The 16,712-nt window shown below is 61.1% G+C and carries 12 protein-coding genes and 1 pseudogene; 5 read left to right on the forward strand and 8 right to left on the reverse strand.

All coding sequences use genetic code 11. From position 1 onward, the window contains the following. The 4 genes and pseudogenes from ACK59Z_RS12965 to ACK59Z_RS12980 all read left to right on the forward strand — a co-directional run. Positions 1-792: pseudogene (locus ACK59Z_RS12965) on the forward strand (glucose-6-phosphate isomerase); the annotation flags it as partial. Positions 793-972: 180 nt separating this feature from the next. Next, a complete protein-coding gene (acs, locus tag ACK59Z_RS12970) occupies positions 973-2,907 on the forward strand; it encodes an acetate--CoA ligase (protein ID WP_004575782.1) in 1,935 nt (644 codons plus the stop codon). Between the two features lie 41 nt (positions 2,908-2,948). After that, positions 2,949-3,818 carry an oxygenase MpaB family protein gene (locus tag ACK59Z_RS12975; protein WP_003249984.1) on the forward strand — a complete coding sequence of 290 codons (870 nt, stop codon included), beginning with the start codon at positions 2,949-2,951 and terminating at the stop codon, positions 3,816-3,818. A gap of 78 nt (positions 3,819-3,896) precedes the next feature. Continuing rightward, on the forward strand, positions 3,897-6,833 hold the full coding sequence (locus ACK59Z_RS12980; protein WP_108191962.1) for a DUF748 domain-containing protein: 2,937 nt from the start codon (positions 3,897-3,899) through the stop codon (positions 6,831-6,833). A gap of 102 nt (positions 6,834-6,935) precedes the next feature. Here the strand turns inward: ACK59Z_RS12980 and ACK59Z_RS12985 are convergent, their stop codons facing one another. Next, complete coding sequence (locus ACK59Z_RS12985) at positions 6,936-7,349, reverse strand: VOC family protein (protein ID WP_003249980.1); 414 nt, start codon at positions 7,347-7,349, stop codon at positions 6,936-6,938. Positions 7,350-7,409: 60 nt separating this feature from the next. Here ACK59Z_RS12985 and ACK59Z_RS12990 point away from each other — a divergent pair, with 60 nt between their 5' ends. Beyond that, positions 7,410-7,712 (forward strand): putative quinol monooxygenase, encoded by a 303-nt coding sequence (locus ACK59Z_RS12990; RefSeq protein WP_003249978.1) that lies wholly within the window; start codon positions 7,410-7,412, stop codon positions 7,710-7,712. Between the two features lie 76 nt (positions 7,713-7,788). Here the strand turns inward: ACK59Z_RS12990 and ACK59Z_RS12995 are convergent, their stop codons facing one another. From ACK59Z_RS12995 to nusA, 7 genes are all read right to left on the reverse strand, one after another. Next, the gene (locus tag ACK59Z_RS12995) at positions 7,789-8,139 is read right to left on the reverse strand and encodes a BON domain-containing protein (protein ID WP_003249976.1); all 351 of its coding nucleotides are present in this window, start codon (positions 8,137-8,139) and stop codon (positions 7,789-7,791) included. Positions 8,140-8,400: 261 nt separating this feature from the next. Further along, a complete protein-coding gene (gene pnp / locus ACK59Z_RS13000) occupies positions 8,401-10,506 on the reverse strand; it encodes a polyribonucleotide nucleotidyltransferase (protein ID WP_064493341.1) in 2,106 nt (701 codons plus the stop codon). A 250-nt stretch (positions 10,507-10,756) separates the two neighbouring features. Continuing rightward, a complete protein-coding gene (rpsO, locus tag ACK59Z_RS13005; protein WP_003249971.1) occupies positions 10,757-11,026 on the reverse strand; it encodes a 30S ribosomal protein S15 in 270 nt (89 codons plus the stop codon). A gap of 147 nt (positions 11,027-11,173) precedes the next feature. Continuing rightward, entirely contained in the window at positions 11,174-12,091 is a 918-nt protein-coding gene (truB, locus tag ACK59Z_RS13010) for a tRNA pseudouridine(55) synthase TruB (RefSeq protein WP_003249968.1), read from the reverse strand. Between the two features lie 3 nt (positions 12,092-12,094). Then, the gene (gene rbfA / locus ACK59Z_RS13015) at positions 12,095-12,493 is read right to left on the reverse strand and encodes a 30S ribosome-binding factor RbfA (RefSeq protein ID WP_003249967.1); all 399 of its coding nucleotides are present in this window, start codon (positions 12,491-12,493) and stop codon (positions 12,095-12,097) included. Between the two features lie 116 nt (positions 12,494-12,609). Then, on the reverse strand, positions 12,610-15,150 hold the full coding sequence (gene infB, locus ACK59Z_RS13020; RefSeq protein ID WP_004575779.1) for a translation initiation factor IF-2: 2,541 nt from the start codon (positions 15,148-15,150) through the stop codon (positions 12,610-12,612). Between the two features lie 27 nt (positions 15,151-15,177). Continuing rightward, positions 15,178-16,659: a transcription termination factor NusA gene (nusA, locus tag ACK59Z_RS13025; RefSeq protein WP_003249963.1), complete on the reverse strand. Its 1,482-nt coding sequence runs from the start codon at positions 16,657-16,659 to the stop codon at positions 15,178-15,180. Between the last annotated feature and the right edge of the window lie 53 nt (positions 16,660-16,712).

Genomic DNA, 16,712 nt, shown 5'->3' on the forward strand with positions numbered 1-16,712 from the left:
GCCAACTTCAAGGAACTGCTGTCCGGCGCCTACACCATGGACCAGCACTTCCAGACCGCACCGTTCGACAAGAACATGCCGGTGCTACTGGCCCTGCTGGGCGTGTGGTATGGCAACTTCTGGGACGCGAACAGCCACGCGATCCTGCCGTACGACCACTACCTGCGCAACATCACCAAGCACCTGCAGCAGCTGGACATGGAATCCAACGGCAAGAGCGTATTGCAAGACGGTACACCGGTGAAGACCGACACCGGGCCGGTGATCTGGGGTGGCGTGGGCTGCAACGGCCAGCATGCCTACCACCAGTTGCTGCACCAGGGCACCCAGTTGATTCCGGCCGATTTCATCGTGCCGGTGGTGAGCTTCAACCCGGTGGCCGACCACCACCAGTGGCTGTACGCCAACTGCCTGTCGCAGAGCCAGGCGCTGATGCTGGGCAAAACCCGCGAGGAAGCCGAAGCCGAATTGCGCGCTAAAGGCCTCAACGAAGCGGACATCGAAAAGCTGGCACCGCACAAGGTAATCCCGGGTAACCGCCCGAGCAACACGTTGGTGGTCGAGCGCATCAGCCCGCGCCGCCTGGGCGCGTTGGTGGCGATGTACGAGCACAAGGTGTTCGTACAGAGCGTTATCTGGGGTATCAACGCCTTCGACCAGTGGGGCGTCGAGCTGGGCAAGGAACTGGGCAAGGGCGTTTACCAGCGCTTGGTCGGCAGCCTGGAAGACAGCGCCGAAGACGGTTCCACCCAAGGCCTGATCAACTACTTCCGCGGCCGTCACCGCGGTTGATCCGAAACCTGTGCCGGCCTCTTCGCGGGTAAACCCGCTCCTACCAGGCAACGCGTTACCTCGTAGGAGCGGGTTTACCCGCGAAGAGGCCGGCCCAGGTTGAACACCGCTCCCAGCTACACTGTCCTATCGAATAGCCGTTGCAGTCCATCGCCCCTTACAAGAGCAGGACCACCCGCCATGTTCGATATCCGCAAATACCCCCAGGCCCTGGCCGTCAGCCAGTCCGCCGCCCTCACCCCCGAAGACTACCGCCGCCTCTATCGCCAGTCGGTCGAAGACCCAGACACCTTCTGGGCCGAACAGGCCAAACGCCTGGACTGGATCAAGCCTTGGTCAAGCGTGCAGCAATGCGACCTGCATACCGGCAAGGCCCGCTGGTTCGACGGTGCGCAACTCAACGTCAGCTACAACTGCATCGACCGCCACCTGGCCCAGCGCGGCGAGCAAACGGCCTTGCTGTGGGAAGGCGACGACCCCAAGGACTCCAAGGCCATCACCTACCGCGAACTGCACCGTCAGGTCTGCCGCCTGGCCAATGCAATGAAAGCGCGCGGTGTGAAGAAAGGCGACCGGGTGTGCATCTACATGCCAATGATTCCCGAGGCCGCGTTCGCCATGCTCGCCTGCACCCGCATCGGCGCCATCCACTCGGTGGTGTTTGGCGGTTTCTCCCCCGATGCCTTGCGAGACCGTATTCTCGATGCCGACTGCCGCACCGTGATCACCGCCGATGAAGGCGTGCGTGGCGGTAAACGCATCCCACTGAAACAGAACGTCGACAAAGCCCTGGCCAGCTGCCCAGCGGTCAGTAGCGTATTGGTGGTGCGCCGCACTGGCGGCGATGTTGCCTGGGCCGAGGGCCGCGACCTCTGGTATCACGAAGCGACGAAAGAGGCCGGCGACGACTGCCCCCCTGAACCGATGGAGGCCGAAGACCCGCTGTTCATCCTCTACACCTCCGGCAGCACCGGCAAACCCAAAGGGGTGCTGCATACCACCGGCGGCTACCTGCTGCAGGCAACGATGACCTTCAAGGTGGTGTTCGATTATCGTGACGGCGAGGTGTTCTGGTGCACCGCCGATGTCGGCTGGGTGACCGGCCACAGCTACATCGTCTACGGCCCGCTGGCCAATGGCGCAATCTCGCTGATGTTCGAAGGCGTGCCCAACTACCCAGACACCTCGCGCTTCTGGCAAGTGGTGGACAAACACCAGGTGAACATCTTCTACACCGCTCCGACCGCCCTGCGCGCACTGATGCGCGAGGGCTCTGCGCCACTGCAGAGCACCTCACGCAAAAGCCTGCGTCTGCTGGGCAGCGTCGGCGAGCCGATCAACCCGGAAGCCTGGGAATGGTATTTCGAGGAGGTCGGGCAAAAGCGCTGCCCGATTGTGGATACCTGGTGGCAGACCGAAACCGGCGGCATCATGCTCACCCCACTGCCCGGCACACAGTCACTCAAACCCGGCTGCGCTACCCAGCCAATGTTCGGCGTGCAACCGGTGCTACTGGACGAAAAAGGCAAACTGATCGAAGGCCCCGGCGCCGGCGTGCTGGCGATCAAAGCCAGCTGGCCGGGGCAGATCCGCAGTGTCTACGGCGACCACCAGCGGATGGTCGACACCTACTTCAAGCCCTTGCCCGGCTACTACTTCACTGGCGACGGTGCCCGCCGCGATGCCGATGGCGACTACTGGATCACCGGGCGCATCGACGATGTGATCAACGTGTCCGGGCACCGCATCGGCACCGCTGAAGTGGAAAGCGCACTGGTGCTGCATGACAGCGTGGCCGAAGCCGCGGTGGTCGGGTACCCCCACGACCTCAAGGGCCAAGGCGTCTACGCCTTCGTCACGACCATGAATGGCGTGACACCAGATGACACGCTGAAGGCCGAGCTGCTGGCCCTGGTCAGCAAGGAAATCGGCAGCTTCGCCAAGCCTGAGCTGATTCAGTGGGCGCCAGCGCTACCCAAGACGCGCTCAGGCAAGATCATGCGGCGTATACTGCGCAAAATCGCCTGCAATGAGCTGGAAAACCTGGGCGATACCTCGACCCTGGCCGACCCAAGCGTGGTACAGGGCCTGATCGACAAACGCCTCAACCAGTAACCGGCGGCCGCAAATCTGGCCGCCCTGTACAGCAGGTCGCCATGGAAGCCCTTCGTCGCCGTATCGAAACCCAGGTCATGAGCCTCACTGGGCTGGCCCTCGGCCAGCTCGACCTGGAATCGCCCAAGGGCGACCCCGGCCTGTTCGGCCCGCACAGTATTAGCTGGCGGGTACATGGCGACTTCCCGAGCATGCTGGTCGGTGGCATCAGCGCGCTGATGCTGCAGTTGTTGCATCCCCTGGCCTTGGCCGGTGTGTGGGACCACTCCAATTTTCGTGAAGACCTGCTCGGCCGCTTGCGCCGCACCAGCCAGTTCATTTCCGGCACCACCTTCGGCGCCACTGGCGATGCCGAGTGGCTGATCGACAAAGTGCGCACCATTCACCTGCAGGTCACCGGCACTGCACCGGATGGCCGCCCTTATGCGGCCAGCGACCCGGATCTGTTGACCTGGGTGCATGTAGCGGAGGTCAGCCGTTTCCTCGCCGCCCACCTGCGTTACCGCAACCCACACCTGCCACGCGCCGAGCAGGATGCCTATTACAACGAAATCGCCCTGATCGCCGAGCGCCTCGGTGCCCGTGACGTGCCGCGCTCGTGCCAGCAAGTTGAAGACTATCTGCAACACATACGCCCACAGCTGCACTGTGATACGCGCAGCCATGAGGTCATGCGAATCCTGCTCGACGCCCCTGCACCCAGCCGCCTGGCACAGCCTGTTGGCAAACTGATGCTGCACGCGGGTATCGACTTGCTGCCCGGCTGGGCCCAGGCACTGCTCGGCCTGCAGCACGGGCCCCTGCAGCAGCGCCTGATCCGCCTGGGCCTGCGCCGCACCGCGCCGGTATTGCGCTGGGCAATGCGCGACGGCTCGGCACACCGGGCCAAACGGCGCATGGGCATTGATTGAGCGAAAAGGTTGGCCCCTGCGGAACTGATTTAACGTGCCATACTCCAAGCACTCCTGCTTAGACAGACGAAGCGACACATGTACAAAGGATTGACTCGCGCCGCTGGCGCAATCGTGGCCTTGGTAGCCCTGTATAGCCTGCTCGGCTTTCTCGTTCTTCCCGGTGTCGCACTGCGCATCGCCAACCAGCAGTTGGCCCAATACGCCACCGTGCCGGCCCACCTCGAACGGATCGAACTCAACCCCTTCAGCCTCGAGCTGACGCTGTGGGGCCTGCAGATCGGCGAGCCGGGCAAGGAACAGGTCGGTTTCGAGCGTCTTTACGCTAACGCCTCGCTCGACAGCCTGTGGACAAAAGCCCTGCATCTGGAAGCGGTGGAACTCGACAAACCGCGCAACGAAGTGCTGTTCGCCAAGGACGGTACCCTCAACCTGACCGGGTTGTTCAAACTACCGGCCAGCGAAGCCAAACCCGAAGAGCCGCCCAGCGACCCGTTCCCGCTGCGTATTGGCAGCATCAAGCTCATCGACGGTTACCTGCACTTCGAGGACCTGCGGCCCAGCGAGCCGATCGAGTTCCTCTACGACAACATGAATCTGGAGCTGAAAAACCTCAGCACCCTGCCCAACGACAACGCCGACATGACCTTGGTGGCCAGCGGCCCCAATGGCGGACGCATCGACTGGAAGGGCACGCTGAGCCTGTCGCCGATCGCCTCCGAAGGCACACTGAAGGTCACTGACGGCAAGATGAAGCTGTTCTGGCCCTACGTGCGCGATGCCGTGCCACTGGTGCTGGAAGACGGCGTGGTAAGCCTCGATACGCACTACAAGCTCAACCTCGCCAAACAGACCGAGCTGCTGCTGGATAACGTCTCCGTGCGTATCGCGCCATTCGCCATCAAGGCGCCGGATGGCCGACCGTTGGCACGCCTGGCCAGCCTGGAGGTTAGCGAAACCTCCATTGACCTGGTCAAGCAGCAGGTCACGGTGGGCAAGGTTCGCAGCGAAAAGCTCGAAACCTGGGCGGCGCTGGAAAAAGATGGCCAGCTCGACTGGCAGAAGCTGTTCGCCAGCCAACCCGCCAAGGCCACGCCGAAGGAAAAGGCCGAGCCGGCGGCCGCAGCACCTACGCCTGAAGAGAAAGCGGTCAACGAGCCAAGCAAACCCTGGCAAGTGCTGCTCAAGGACGTGCAGTTGCGCAACTACCTGGTACACCTGGAAGATCGCAGCCAAAAGGCACCGGTAGCCTTGGACATTGGCCCTCTCAATGCCGACCTGCAAGGTTTCGACAGCCTCAACCAGTCGCCCTTCACCCTCAAACTCGATACAGGTGTGGGTAAGCAAGGCAAACTGCAGGCTGCAGGCCAGGTCAACCTGGCACCGATATGGGCAAAGCTGGATGTGAGCACCCGCGACATCGACCTGCGTGTAGCCCAGGCCTACATCAGCCCGTTCATCCTGCTGGAGCTGCGCAGCGGCATGCTCTCGAGCGACCTCAAGGTCGACCTGAAGAACACCGCGCCGCTGGCCTTCAATGTGACCGGCAAGGCGCAGGTCAGCCAGTTGCATACCCTCGACACCATCAAGAGCCGCGACTTCGTCAAATGGCAGCAGGTGAACGTCGACGGCTTGTCCTACGTGCACGGCGATGCTCTGTCGATCGACAAGGTGACCCTGCTGCAGCCCTATGCACGCTTCATCATCAACGAAGACCGCACCACTAACGTGAATGATCTGCTGATCCCGCAACCGGCCGACGCCCCGGCGAGCAGCCAGCCCAAGCCGACCACAGCCAGCAGCAACAAGCCGCTTGGCATCCATATCGGGCAGATCGACATCAACGACGGCTCGGCCAACTTTGCCGACCTGTCGCTAACCCCCAACTTCGCCACAGCCATCCAGCAACTCAACGGGCAGATCGGCACCATCGACAACCGCAAGCCACAGCCGGCCAAGGTCGACGTCAAGGGCAAGGTAGACCGCTACGCACCGGTTACCATCAAGGGCGCACTCAACCCGTTCAATCCACTGGCCAGCCTGGACATTGCCACCAGCTTCAAGCGCGTCGAACTGACCACGCTGACGCCCTACTCCGGCAAATTCGCCGGTTTCCGCATCCGCAAGGGGCGGCTGAACCTGGACCTGCACTACTTGATCACCAACGGCCAGCTCAAGGCCGAGAACAAGGTAGTAGTGGAGCAACTGCAGTTGGGCGAGAAAGTCGACAGCCCGGATGCGGTCGACCTTCCAATCCGCCTGGCGGTGGCATTGCTGAAGGATACCGAGGGCAAGATCTCGATCGAGCTGCCGGTGTCTGGCGACCTCAACAACCCGCAATTCAGCGTGATGCCGATTGTTTGGCAAACCCTGCGCAACCTGGTGCTGCGCGCGGCGCAGGCGCCATTCAAATTCATTGGCGGGCTGATCAGCGGCGGTAGCTCGGAAGACCTTGGCAACGTGGCGTTCGCCCCCGGTTCCAGCGAACTCAGCGGCGAGGCCCAGTCGTCCTTGGACAAGCTGGCATCCGCGCTGAAAGAGCGCCCGGAACTGCGCCTGGAAATCGAAGGCACCAGCGCCCAGGCCAGTGATGGCCCGCTCATCGCGCAACAACGCCTTGAGCGTGAGTACCAGGCCACCTGGTACAAGATCCTGCAGCGACGGGGTGACAAGGTGCCGGCTAATGCCTCGATGCTGGTGGTTGACGACAGTGACAAACCGGCGATGCTCGAAGGCATCTACCGCACCCGCCTGAAGCAGCAGCCGCCTGCCGAATGGGAGCAGTTGGGCCGTGACGAGCGCGCCGCCAAGCTGCGCGAGGCCGTGATCAAGTCGTGGGCCGAGAGTACCGCCTTGCTGCGTACCTTGGGGCAGGAGCGGGCCAGCAGCATCAAGGACTACCTGGTCGACAAGGGCAAGCTGGAAGACGACCGGGTGTACTTCATCGATACCAGCCTGGGGCAGCCTCAAAGCGATGGCCGGGTGGTGACACCGATGCACCTGGATGCCGAGTAATCCCCTCTGGCAGGCCTGGCCTGTTCGCAGGCACGCCTGCCCACACAGGCCTGCGCACTACCTGTGGGAGCGGGCGTGCCCGCGAAGAGGCCAGCACGGGCTTCAAACCAAGCGCTGCCCCGACACCGCCGGGTGATACAACGGTTGAACCTTGTTCCCGGCCGGGTCCAGCAGGTGGAAGCTGCGTGCGCCGTCACCATGGTTGAACGGCCGGTCGAGCAAGGTCACGCCACGGGCCTTGAAGTACGCATACCAGGCTTCCAGCTCCTCCACACTGTCGACAACGAACCCGTAGTGATCCAGGGTCTGCAACCCGTTGGCCGCCCCTGCCCCACGCCCCAATGACAGGTTGTCGTTACCGCAAGTGAGATACACCAGGTCCTCATTGGCGCGATTCAGCACTTCCATGCCCAGCACATCGACGTAGAAACGTTCACACTCTTCCAGGTTAGGCACCAGCAGGGCGATGTGGCGCAAGCCATTCAGGCGGCCAGGGCGTGCAGGCAATTCGGACATTGGCGAAGCTCCATTTTTGTATACAATTCATTATTGAATTTAAAACAAAAGGAGAGATTTGTGTATAGCCTGTTCATCAAGACCCGAGTGAAGCCTGGATGCGCCGACGCTTTCCTGAGTGCAATCAAGGTCAATGCTGCAGCTTCCGTGGCGAGTGAGCCTGGCTGTCTGGTGTTCGATGTGTCGCAGGACCGGGTTGATCCGGAGGTGATCTACCTGTACGAAATCTACCGCGATGATGCTGCGTATGAAGCGCATACCCAGACCGCGCATTTTCGCGACAGCCGCCCATTGGTGGAGCCTCTGATCCTTGAGCAGGAATGCTTCGAAAGCGATGTGATCGCGCGCAACCCAGTGTATTGAACTCAAGAAAAAGCCCTGGCAAGGGCCAGGGCTTTGATGAAAGTGGCCAAATCCATTTGGCCGACGGGACATTCCTTTACTCGGCTTTCAGGCCGTCAGACATTACGCTCTTGACGCCTTTGATGTTCTTGGTGATGCGCACCGCTTCTGCTTTCTGCGATTCGGTAACCTTCACATCAGAAGACAGCGAAACAACACCTTGGCTGGTCTCGACTTTGATGTCGCTGCCTGGGATGCCTTTTTCAGTCAGCAGATCAGCTTTGACCTTGGTAGTGATCCAAGTGTCGGAGCCTTCTTGCTTGGCGTTGTCGACGGTGTTGGCCGCCAACATGACTGGAGCCTGGGTTGGCTCAGCGGCGAATGCACCGTTAGCCATGGTCAGGGTCAGAGCGGTAGCAGTAGCGGCAGCAATGGCGAACTTCTTCATGTGGGTCACTCCTGTTTTTCGAAGGGTCTGCGCCGTATGTCCTGGCGTCAGGTATGAAGGTAGTTGCATGGGCTGTGCCAGCTTGGCCTCTTCGTTTATTTCCTTTTAAATCAATCAGTTAGCAAAACACCATCGCTGCTGCGGTCGTGCATTTTGCAATCTGCGCGGTAAACCTGCATGCAAGATGCAAGTCCGCAAAAGGTTCCCGCCCCCATGAAAAAAGGGCCCCGAAGGGCCCTTTCTCTATTGCGTGACGGTCGCTTAGACGCCCGAGGCCTTGGCCGCAGCGACGTCTTTGATCGACAGCTTGATACGGCCGCGGTTGTCCACGTCCAGTACCAGCACTTCGACTTCCTGGCCTTCTTTCAGGATGTCGGTGACTTTCTCGACGCGAGCATCGCTCAGCATGGAGATGTGCACCAGGCCGTCCTTGCCAGGCAGGATGTTGACGAACGCGCCGAAATCGACAATGCGCTCGACCTTGCCGACGTAGATCTTGCCGATCTCGGCCTCGGCGGTGATGCCCAGGATGCGCTGCTTGGCAGCATCTGCCGCTTCCTTGGTTTCGCCGAAGATCTTGATCGAGCCGTCGTCTTCGATGTCGATCGAAGCCTTGGTCTCTTCGCAGATGGCGCGAATGGTGGCGCCGCCTTTACCGATGACGTCACGGATCTTGTCGGTGTCGATCTTCATCGCGATCATGGTCGGGGCGTTGGCCGACAGTTCGGTACGCGACTGGCCAATGACCTGGTTCATCTGGCCGAGGATGTTCAGGCGCGCTTCCAGGGCTTGGCCCAGGGCGATTTCCATGATCTCTTCGGTGATGCCGTTGATCTTGATGTCCATCTGCAGCGCGGTGACGCCTTTGGCGGTACCGGCTACCTTGAAGTCCATGTCGCCCAGGTGGTCTTCGTCACCCAGGATGTCAGTCAGGACTGCGAACTTGTCGCCTTCCTTGACCAGGCCCATGGCGATACCGGCAACTGGCGCCTTCATCGGCACACCGGCGTCCATCAGGGCCAGGGAAGCACCGCAGACCGAAGCCATGGAGCTGGAACCGTTGGATTCGGTGATTTCCGAAACCACACGGATGGTGTACGGGAACACGTCAGCAGCAGGCAGCATGGCCTGAACCGAACGGCGGGCCAGACGGCCGTGGCCGATTTCGCGACGGCCAGCACCGCCCATGCGGCCACACTCACCTACCGAGAACGGTGGGAAGTTGTAGTGCAGCATGAAGGGGTCTTTCTTCTCGCCTTCGAGGGTGTCCAGCAGCTGGGCATCACGGGCAGTACCCAGGGTCGCAACGACCAGGGCCTGGGTTTCGCCACGGGTGAACAGTGCCGAACCGTGAGTTTTCGGCAGCACACCGACTTCGATGTTTAGCGGGCGTACAGTCTTGGTGTCGCGGCCGTCGATACGTGGCTTGCCGTTGACGATGTTTTCGCGAACGGTGCGGTATTCGATTTCGCCGAAGATCTCTTTTACTTCGGAAGCCGAAGGCTGGCCTTCTTCACCGGAGAACTTGGCAACCGCCTGGTCACGCAGCTCACCCAGACGCGCGTAGCGGTCGGCTTTGACGGTGATGGTGTAACCCTGCGAAACCGCTTCGCCGAACTCGGCGCGGATAGCATTGAACAGCTCGGTGTTGGCAACGGCAGGTTTCCAGTCCCAAGTCGGCTTGCCAGCTTCGGCAGCCAGCTCTTTGACAGCCTGGATAACAGCCTGGAATTCGTCGTGGGCGAACAGTACGGCACCCAGCATCTGGTCTTCGGTCAGCTCTTGAGCTTCCGATTCAACCATCAGTACGGCGTCGGAGGTACCGGCAACGACCATGTCCAGGCTCGAGGCAGCCAGTTGCTCGTAGGTCGGGTTCAGCAGGTAACCAGTGCTTTCGTGGAAGGCAACGCGGGCAGCGCCGATCGGGCCTTCGAACGGAATGCCGGAAATGGCCAGGGCAGCCGAGGTACCGATCATCGCGGCGATGTCCGGGTCGGTCTTCTTGCTGGTGGAAACCACGGTGCAGACGACCTGCACTTCGTTCATGAAGCCTTCCGGGAACAGCGGACGGATCGGACGGTCGATCAGGCGCGAGGTCAGCGTCTCTTTCTCGGAAGGACGGCCTTCACGCTTGAAGAAGCCACCTGGGATCTTGCCAGCGGCGTAGGTCTTTTCCTGGTAGTGAACCGACAGCGGGAAGAAACCCTTGCCTGGATCAGCCTGTTTGGCGCCTACCACAGTCACCAGCACGGTGACGTCGTTGTCGACGGTAACCAGCACGGCGCCGGTTGCCTGACGGGCAATACGGCCCGTTTCGAGAGTGACGGTCGATTGACCGAACTGGAAAGTCTTGATTACCGGGTTCACGGTTTCCTACCTTTTTCAGTGGCTCTTGGGGGAACTGGTTTCTTGCGAATTCTTGGGCAGAACGGGGAATCGGCCCCATTGACCGTCCAGATACAACACGAGGCTGGGAGCCTGGCACCAAGCGGAAAAACCGCTCAGCATTGCCAGGCTGCCAACCTCGGAGATACGCGTGGAGTGCCCAACGGCAGCGCTGCAAAACAGCCCTGCCGAAGCCTGCGACACCCCACGCACACCACTGACCAGGCCGCTATTAGCGACGCAGGCCCAGGCGACCGATCAGGGCGCTGTAACGAGTGGTGTCTTTGCCCTTCAGGTAATCCAGCAGCTTACGACGCTGGTTGACCATACGGATCAGACCACGACGGGAGTGGTGGTCTTTATCGTTGGCCTTGAAGTGGCCTTGCAGCTTGTTGATGTTGGCGGTCAGCAGAGCAACCTGCACTTCCGGGCTACCGGTATCGCCGGCGGCTTGCTGGTATTCGGCAACGATCTGAGCTTTTTCTTCAACGCTGAGGGCCATTTGGCTTCTCCTGATAACGGATCCCGCAAGCGGGGTCCAATAGGCCAGGGACAAATCCCTGTATTAATAAAAAAGGTGTGACCGTGCCTACTGACAGCCACCCTTGATGCCGTGGGGCTCGGCAACTGCCTGACCCCGCGGTTTCGGTCATTCCGACCGAATCAGCCGACGCGGCGCAATGCGCCCGTCTTCGCTCACCTCACCGATACCGATGAAGCGTGCATTGTGATCCTGTACCCGCACCATGCCAAATTGTGGCGCGTCCGGCGCGCGTACCGCCTGGCCATGCAGCCAGTAGAACGCACTGTGTTCCGACAGGCTGACCAACGGCCAGTCCTGCAGCCCGCTGTCCGATGGCATCAGGAAGCGGTCGAGCGCTTCGTTGCCACCTTCGGCATGGGCCTGTTCGAGTTCCTCGAGGGTGACCGTCTGTGCCAGCGCAAAGGGCCCTGCTTGGGTCCTGCGCAGCTCGGCGACATAGGCGCCGCAACCAAGGGCTTCACCGATATCCTCCACCAGCGTGCGGATATAGGTGCCTTTGCTGCATCCTACGCTCAGCCGTGCACGGGTGCCTTCGCACTCGAGCAACTCCAAGCGGTTAATAGTAACAGAACGCGCCTCGCGCTCCACTACCTCTCCTGCACGTGCCAGCTTGTACAACGGCTGGCCGTCACGCTTGAGCGCCGAGTACATAGGCGGTATCTGGCTGATCGGGCCGCGAAAACGGGGCAGCAGCGCTTCGATGTCGGCGCGACCAACGGTCACGTCGCGGGTCTGCAGCACCTCACCCTCGGCATCGCCGGTGTTGGTAGTCTGCCCCATCTGCATGACGGTTTCGTAGCCCTTGTCGGAATCCAGCAAGTACTGCGAAAACTTGGTCGCTTCACCGAAGCACAGCGGCAACACGCCGGTCGCCAGCGGGTCGAGGCTACCGGTATGGCCGGCCTTTTCCGCGTTCAGCAGCCAACGCACTTTCTGCAAGGCGGCATTGGACGTGAAGCCCAGCGGCTTGTCGAGCAGGATGATGCCGCTGACATTGCGGCGGATACGTTTGACCTGGGCCACCGCTTACTCCTTGGTGTCCGACTCGTCGGCATCCTTGTGCAGGCGGTCTTCGGCCACTGCACGCTCGATCAGCGCCGACAGGTGCACACCACGGCTGACACTTTCATCGAAATGGAAGTGCAGCTGCGGCACGCTGCGCAGTTGCATCGAACGCCCCAGGTGCAGACGCAGGAAGCTGGCGGCGCTATTCAATGCCTTGAGCGATTGCTGCACGGCATCCGGGGTTTCCTCGCCCATGACGGTGATGAACACCTTGGCATGGCCCAGGTCACGGCTCACGTCCACGGCGGTGATAGTCACCAGACCGACACGCGGGTCCTTGACTTCGCGACGGATCAGCTCGGCCAGCTCGCGCTGCATCTGATCGCCAATACGTTGGGTACGGCTATATTCTTTGGCCATTCTTGCTACCTGTAACTTAAAGCGGCAAACGCCCGGACAGACGAATGCCTGACCGGGCGCTACCTGAAGAGGTACCGCAAGCCGCCCTGTAGCAGGCGCTTGCGGCTCGCTCGCCCTTAAAGGGTACGAGCCACCTGGACTTTCTCGAAGACTTCGATCTTGTCGCCGACCTTGACGTCGTTGTAGCTCTTGACGCCAATACCGCACTCCATGCCCGAACGGACTTCGGAAGCATCGTCCTTGAAGCGACGCAGCGATTCCAGCTCGCCTTCGAAGATCACAACGTCATCACGCAGTACGCGAATCGGACGGTTGCGGTACACGGTACCCTCGATGACCATACAGCCAGCGATGGCGCCGAACTTCGGCGAACGGAACACGTCACGTACTTCGGCGACACCCAGGATGTTCTCGCGAACATCGCTGCCGAGCATGCCGGTCAGGGCCTTCTTGACGTCTTCGATGATGTCGTAGATCACGTTGTAATAACGCATATCCAGACCTTCCTGCTCGACGATCTTGCGCGCACCGGCGTCGGCACGCACGTTGAAGCCGAACAGTACTGCATTCGAAGCCAGCGCCAGGTTGGCGTCGCTCTCGGTGATACCACCGACGCCACCACCAATCACGCGCACTTGCACTTCGTCGTTGCCCAGGCCGCCGAGCGAACCCTGCAGCGCTTCCAGAGAACCACGCACATCGGTCTTGAGAACGATGTTGAGGGTTTTCTTCTCTTCCTGACCCATGGTCTCGAAGATGTTTTCCAGCTTGCCAGCGTGAGCACGGGCCAGCTTGACCTCGCGATACTTGCCTTGACGGAACAGGGCAACTTCACGGGCTTTCTTCTCGTCGGCAACCACGGACAGCTCGTCACCGGCTTCCGGAGTACCGTCCAGGCCGAGGATTTCGACCGGGATCGACGGGCCAGCTTCCTTCACAGGCTTGCCGTTCTCGTCGAGCATGGCGCGTACGCGGCCATAGTTGGAACCGCACAGGACCATGTCGCCCTGACGCAGGGTACCGTCCTGAACCAGGATGGTCGCCACCGGGCCACGACCCTTGTCCAGGCGCGATTCGACAACCACACCACGACCTGGCGCGGTTGGGGTAGCGGTCAGTTCGAGGATCTCGGCCTGCAGCAGAACGGCTTCGAGCAGCTCGTCGACACCGGTACCCATCTTCGCCGAAACCTTGACGAACGGCGTGTCACCACCCCAGTCCTCGGAGGTAACGCCTTCGACGGACAGCTCGTTACGGATGCGATCGAGGTCAGCACCTGGCTTGTCGATCTTGTTCACTGCAACGACCAGCGGAACACCGGCTGCCTTGGCATGCTGAACGGCTTCGCGGGTTTGCGGCATCACGCCGTCGTCCGCCGCCACCACCAGGATGACAATGTCGGTCGCCTTGGCACCACGGGCACGCATCTGGGTAAACGCAGCGTGACCTGGGGTATCGAGGAAGGTGACCATGCCGCGGTCGGTTTCCACGTGGTAGGCACCGATGTGCTGGGTGATGCCACCGGCTTCGCCAGCGGCAACCTTGGCACGACGGATGTAGTCGAGCAGCGAGGTCTTACCATGGTCAACGTGACCCATGACGGTAACCACCGGCGCACGCGACTCGGTCTGGCCTTCGAACTTCAGCGATTCGGCCAGGGAGTCTTCCAGGGCGGTGTCGCTGACCAGCGTGACCTTGTGGCCCAGCTCTTCTGCGATCAGCTGAGCGGTTTCCTGGTCGAGCACCTGGTTGATGGTGACCGGGGTCCCCATCTTGAACATGAACTTGACCACTTCAGCGCCCTTGACGGACATCTGGTTGGCCAGCTCGGAGACGGTGATGGTCTCGCCGATGGTCACGTCACGGATGACGGGGCCGGTCGGGTTCTGGAAGCCGTGCTGATTACGCTTTTTCAGCTTGCTCTTGCCACCACGGCCACGACGAGCGCCATCGCTCTCTTCGTCGGTAGTGCGCGGAGCAGCACGCGGAGTCGGCGCCTTTTCCTTCTCCTTGACCTTGACCTTGATCGACACACGAGGCGCTTCGCCACGACGACGGTCGTCATCACGGGTACGGCTTTCGTTGCGACGGGTCTCGTCTTTCTTGCGCTCGGCAGCACGGGCTGCGGCGTCTTCAGAGGCCGGGGCGTCTGCGACTACCGGGGCCGGAGCAGCGACCGGAGCAGCGGCAGGAGCCGGCTCTGGCTTGGCAGCAGGCGCAGGGGCGGCGGCGGTGGAGCCGGCCGCCTGACGGCGAGCCTGCTCTTCGTTGCGCTGGCGAACTTCGGCCTCGACCTTGTCGCGAGCGGCATTTTCAGCCGCGCGGCGCTCTTCCAGCTCACGCTTCTGCTCAGCCTGGATTTCTTCAGGGCTGCGCTGCACGAAAACTTTCTTCTTGCGTACTTCTACGCTGATGCTCTTGCTACCGGCGACACGCAGGGTGCTGGTGGTTTTGCGCTGCAAGGTAATCTTGCGCGGCTCTTCCGCCTTGCTCTTGTGGCTGCTTTTCAAATGAGTCAGCAGGGTCTGCTTCTCATTGTCGGTCACTACCTGACCGGCGTCGGTGTGCGGCAGACCTGCCTCACGCATCTGCTGCAGCAGGCGCTCTACCGGTGCCTCGACCTCTTGGGCCAGTTCTTTCACCGTGACTTGCGTCATGCACTTCTCTCCTCAGGCCGCGCCTAATTACTCGAACCAGTGGGCTCGGGCGGCCATGATCAACTTGCCGGCACGCTCTTCGTCGATGCCGTCGATGTCGAGCAGATCGTCGATCGACTGCTCGGCCAGGTCTTCGCGGTTAACCACGCCGCGCACCGCCAGTTCAGCCGCCAGGTCTTTGTCCATGCCCTCAAGGGAGAGCAGGTCTTCGGCCGGGTGGGCGTCTGCCAGTTTTTCTTCGGTAGCGATGGCCTTGGTCAACAAACGGTCCTTGGCTCGAGCGCGGAGCTCATTGACGATATCTTCGTCAAAGCCATCGATGTTGAGCATTTCTTCCAACGGTACGTAGGCAATTTCTTCAAGGCTGGTGAAGCCTTCGTCGACCAGCACTTGGGCCAGCTCCTCGTCGACTTCCAGTTCCTCGATGAAATTGCGCAGGATGTCACCGGTTTCGGCCTGTTGCTTGGCCTGGATGTCCTTCTCGGTCATCACGTTCAGGGTCCAGCCGGTCAACTGACTGGCCAGGCGAACGTTCTGACCGCCACGGCCAATGGCCTGGGCCAGGTTGTCCTCGGCGACGGCGATGTCCATGGCATGGGCATCTTCATCAACGATGATCGCCGCGACTTCAGCCGGCGACATGGCGTTGATGACGAACTGCGCCGGGTTATCGTCCCACAGGACGATATCCACACGCTCACCACCCAACTCCCCGGATACGGCCTGGACGCGCGAACCACGCATGCCGATACAGGCACCTTGCGGATCGATACGCTTGTCCTTGGAGCGGACGGCAATCTTGGCTCGCGAACCCGGATCACGGGAAGCAGCCATGACTTCGATGAGGCCCTCGGCAATTTCCGGCACTTCAATGCGGAAAAGCTCGATCAGCATCTGCGGCGCGGTGCGCGACAGGATCAGCTGTGGGCCACGGTTTTCGGTGCGAATTTCCTTGAGCAGCGCACGCAGGCGCACACCAACACGGAAGGTTTCGCGCGGAATGATGTCTTCGCGAGCCAGCAAGGCCTCGGCGTTGTTGCCCAGGTCAACGATGACGTTGTCGCGGGTAACCTTTTTTACGGTACCGGAGATGATCTCGCCAACGCGCTCACGGTAGGCATCGACCACCTGGGCACGCTCGGCCTCACGGACCTTCTGCACGATGACCTGCTTGGCGGTCTGGGCGGCGATACGACCGAACTCGATGGACTCGATCTTCTCTTCGATCACGTCACCGACCTTGGCTTCAGGGTGGGTGTCCTTGATCTTGTCCAGCCAGGTCTCGATCGCCGGATCATCAAGATCGGCTTCGTCGACCACGGTCCAGCGACGGAAAGTCTCGTAGCTACCGGTGTGGCGGTTGATTTCCACACGTAGGTCGACTTCGTCTTCAAAACGTTTTTTGGTTGCAGTGGCCAGGGCCACTTCCAGCGCTTCGAAAATGACGCCGGGCGGTACACCTTTTTCGTTGGATACCGATTCAACAACCAGCAGTACTTCTTTGCTCATCGTACGCCTCGCCTTGCGCAAGCCATTGGGCCCGGATAGTCCGCCGGGCCCGG

The organism is Pseudomonas sp. KCJK9058, assembly GCF_046230975.1.
Classification (GTDB): domain Bacteria; phylum Pseudomonadota; class Gammaproteobacteria; order Pseudomonadales; family Pseudomonadaceae; genus Aquipseudomonas; species Aquipseudomonas alloputida.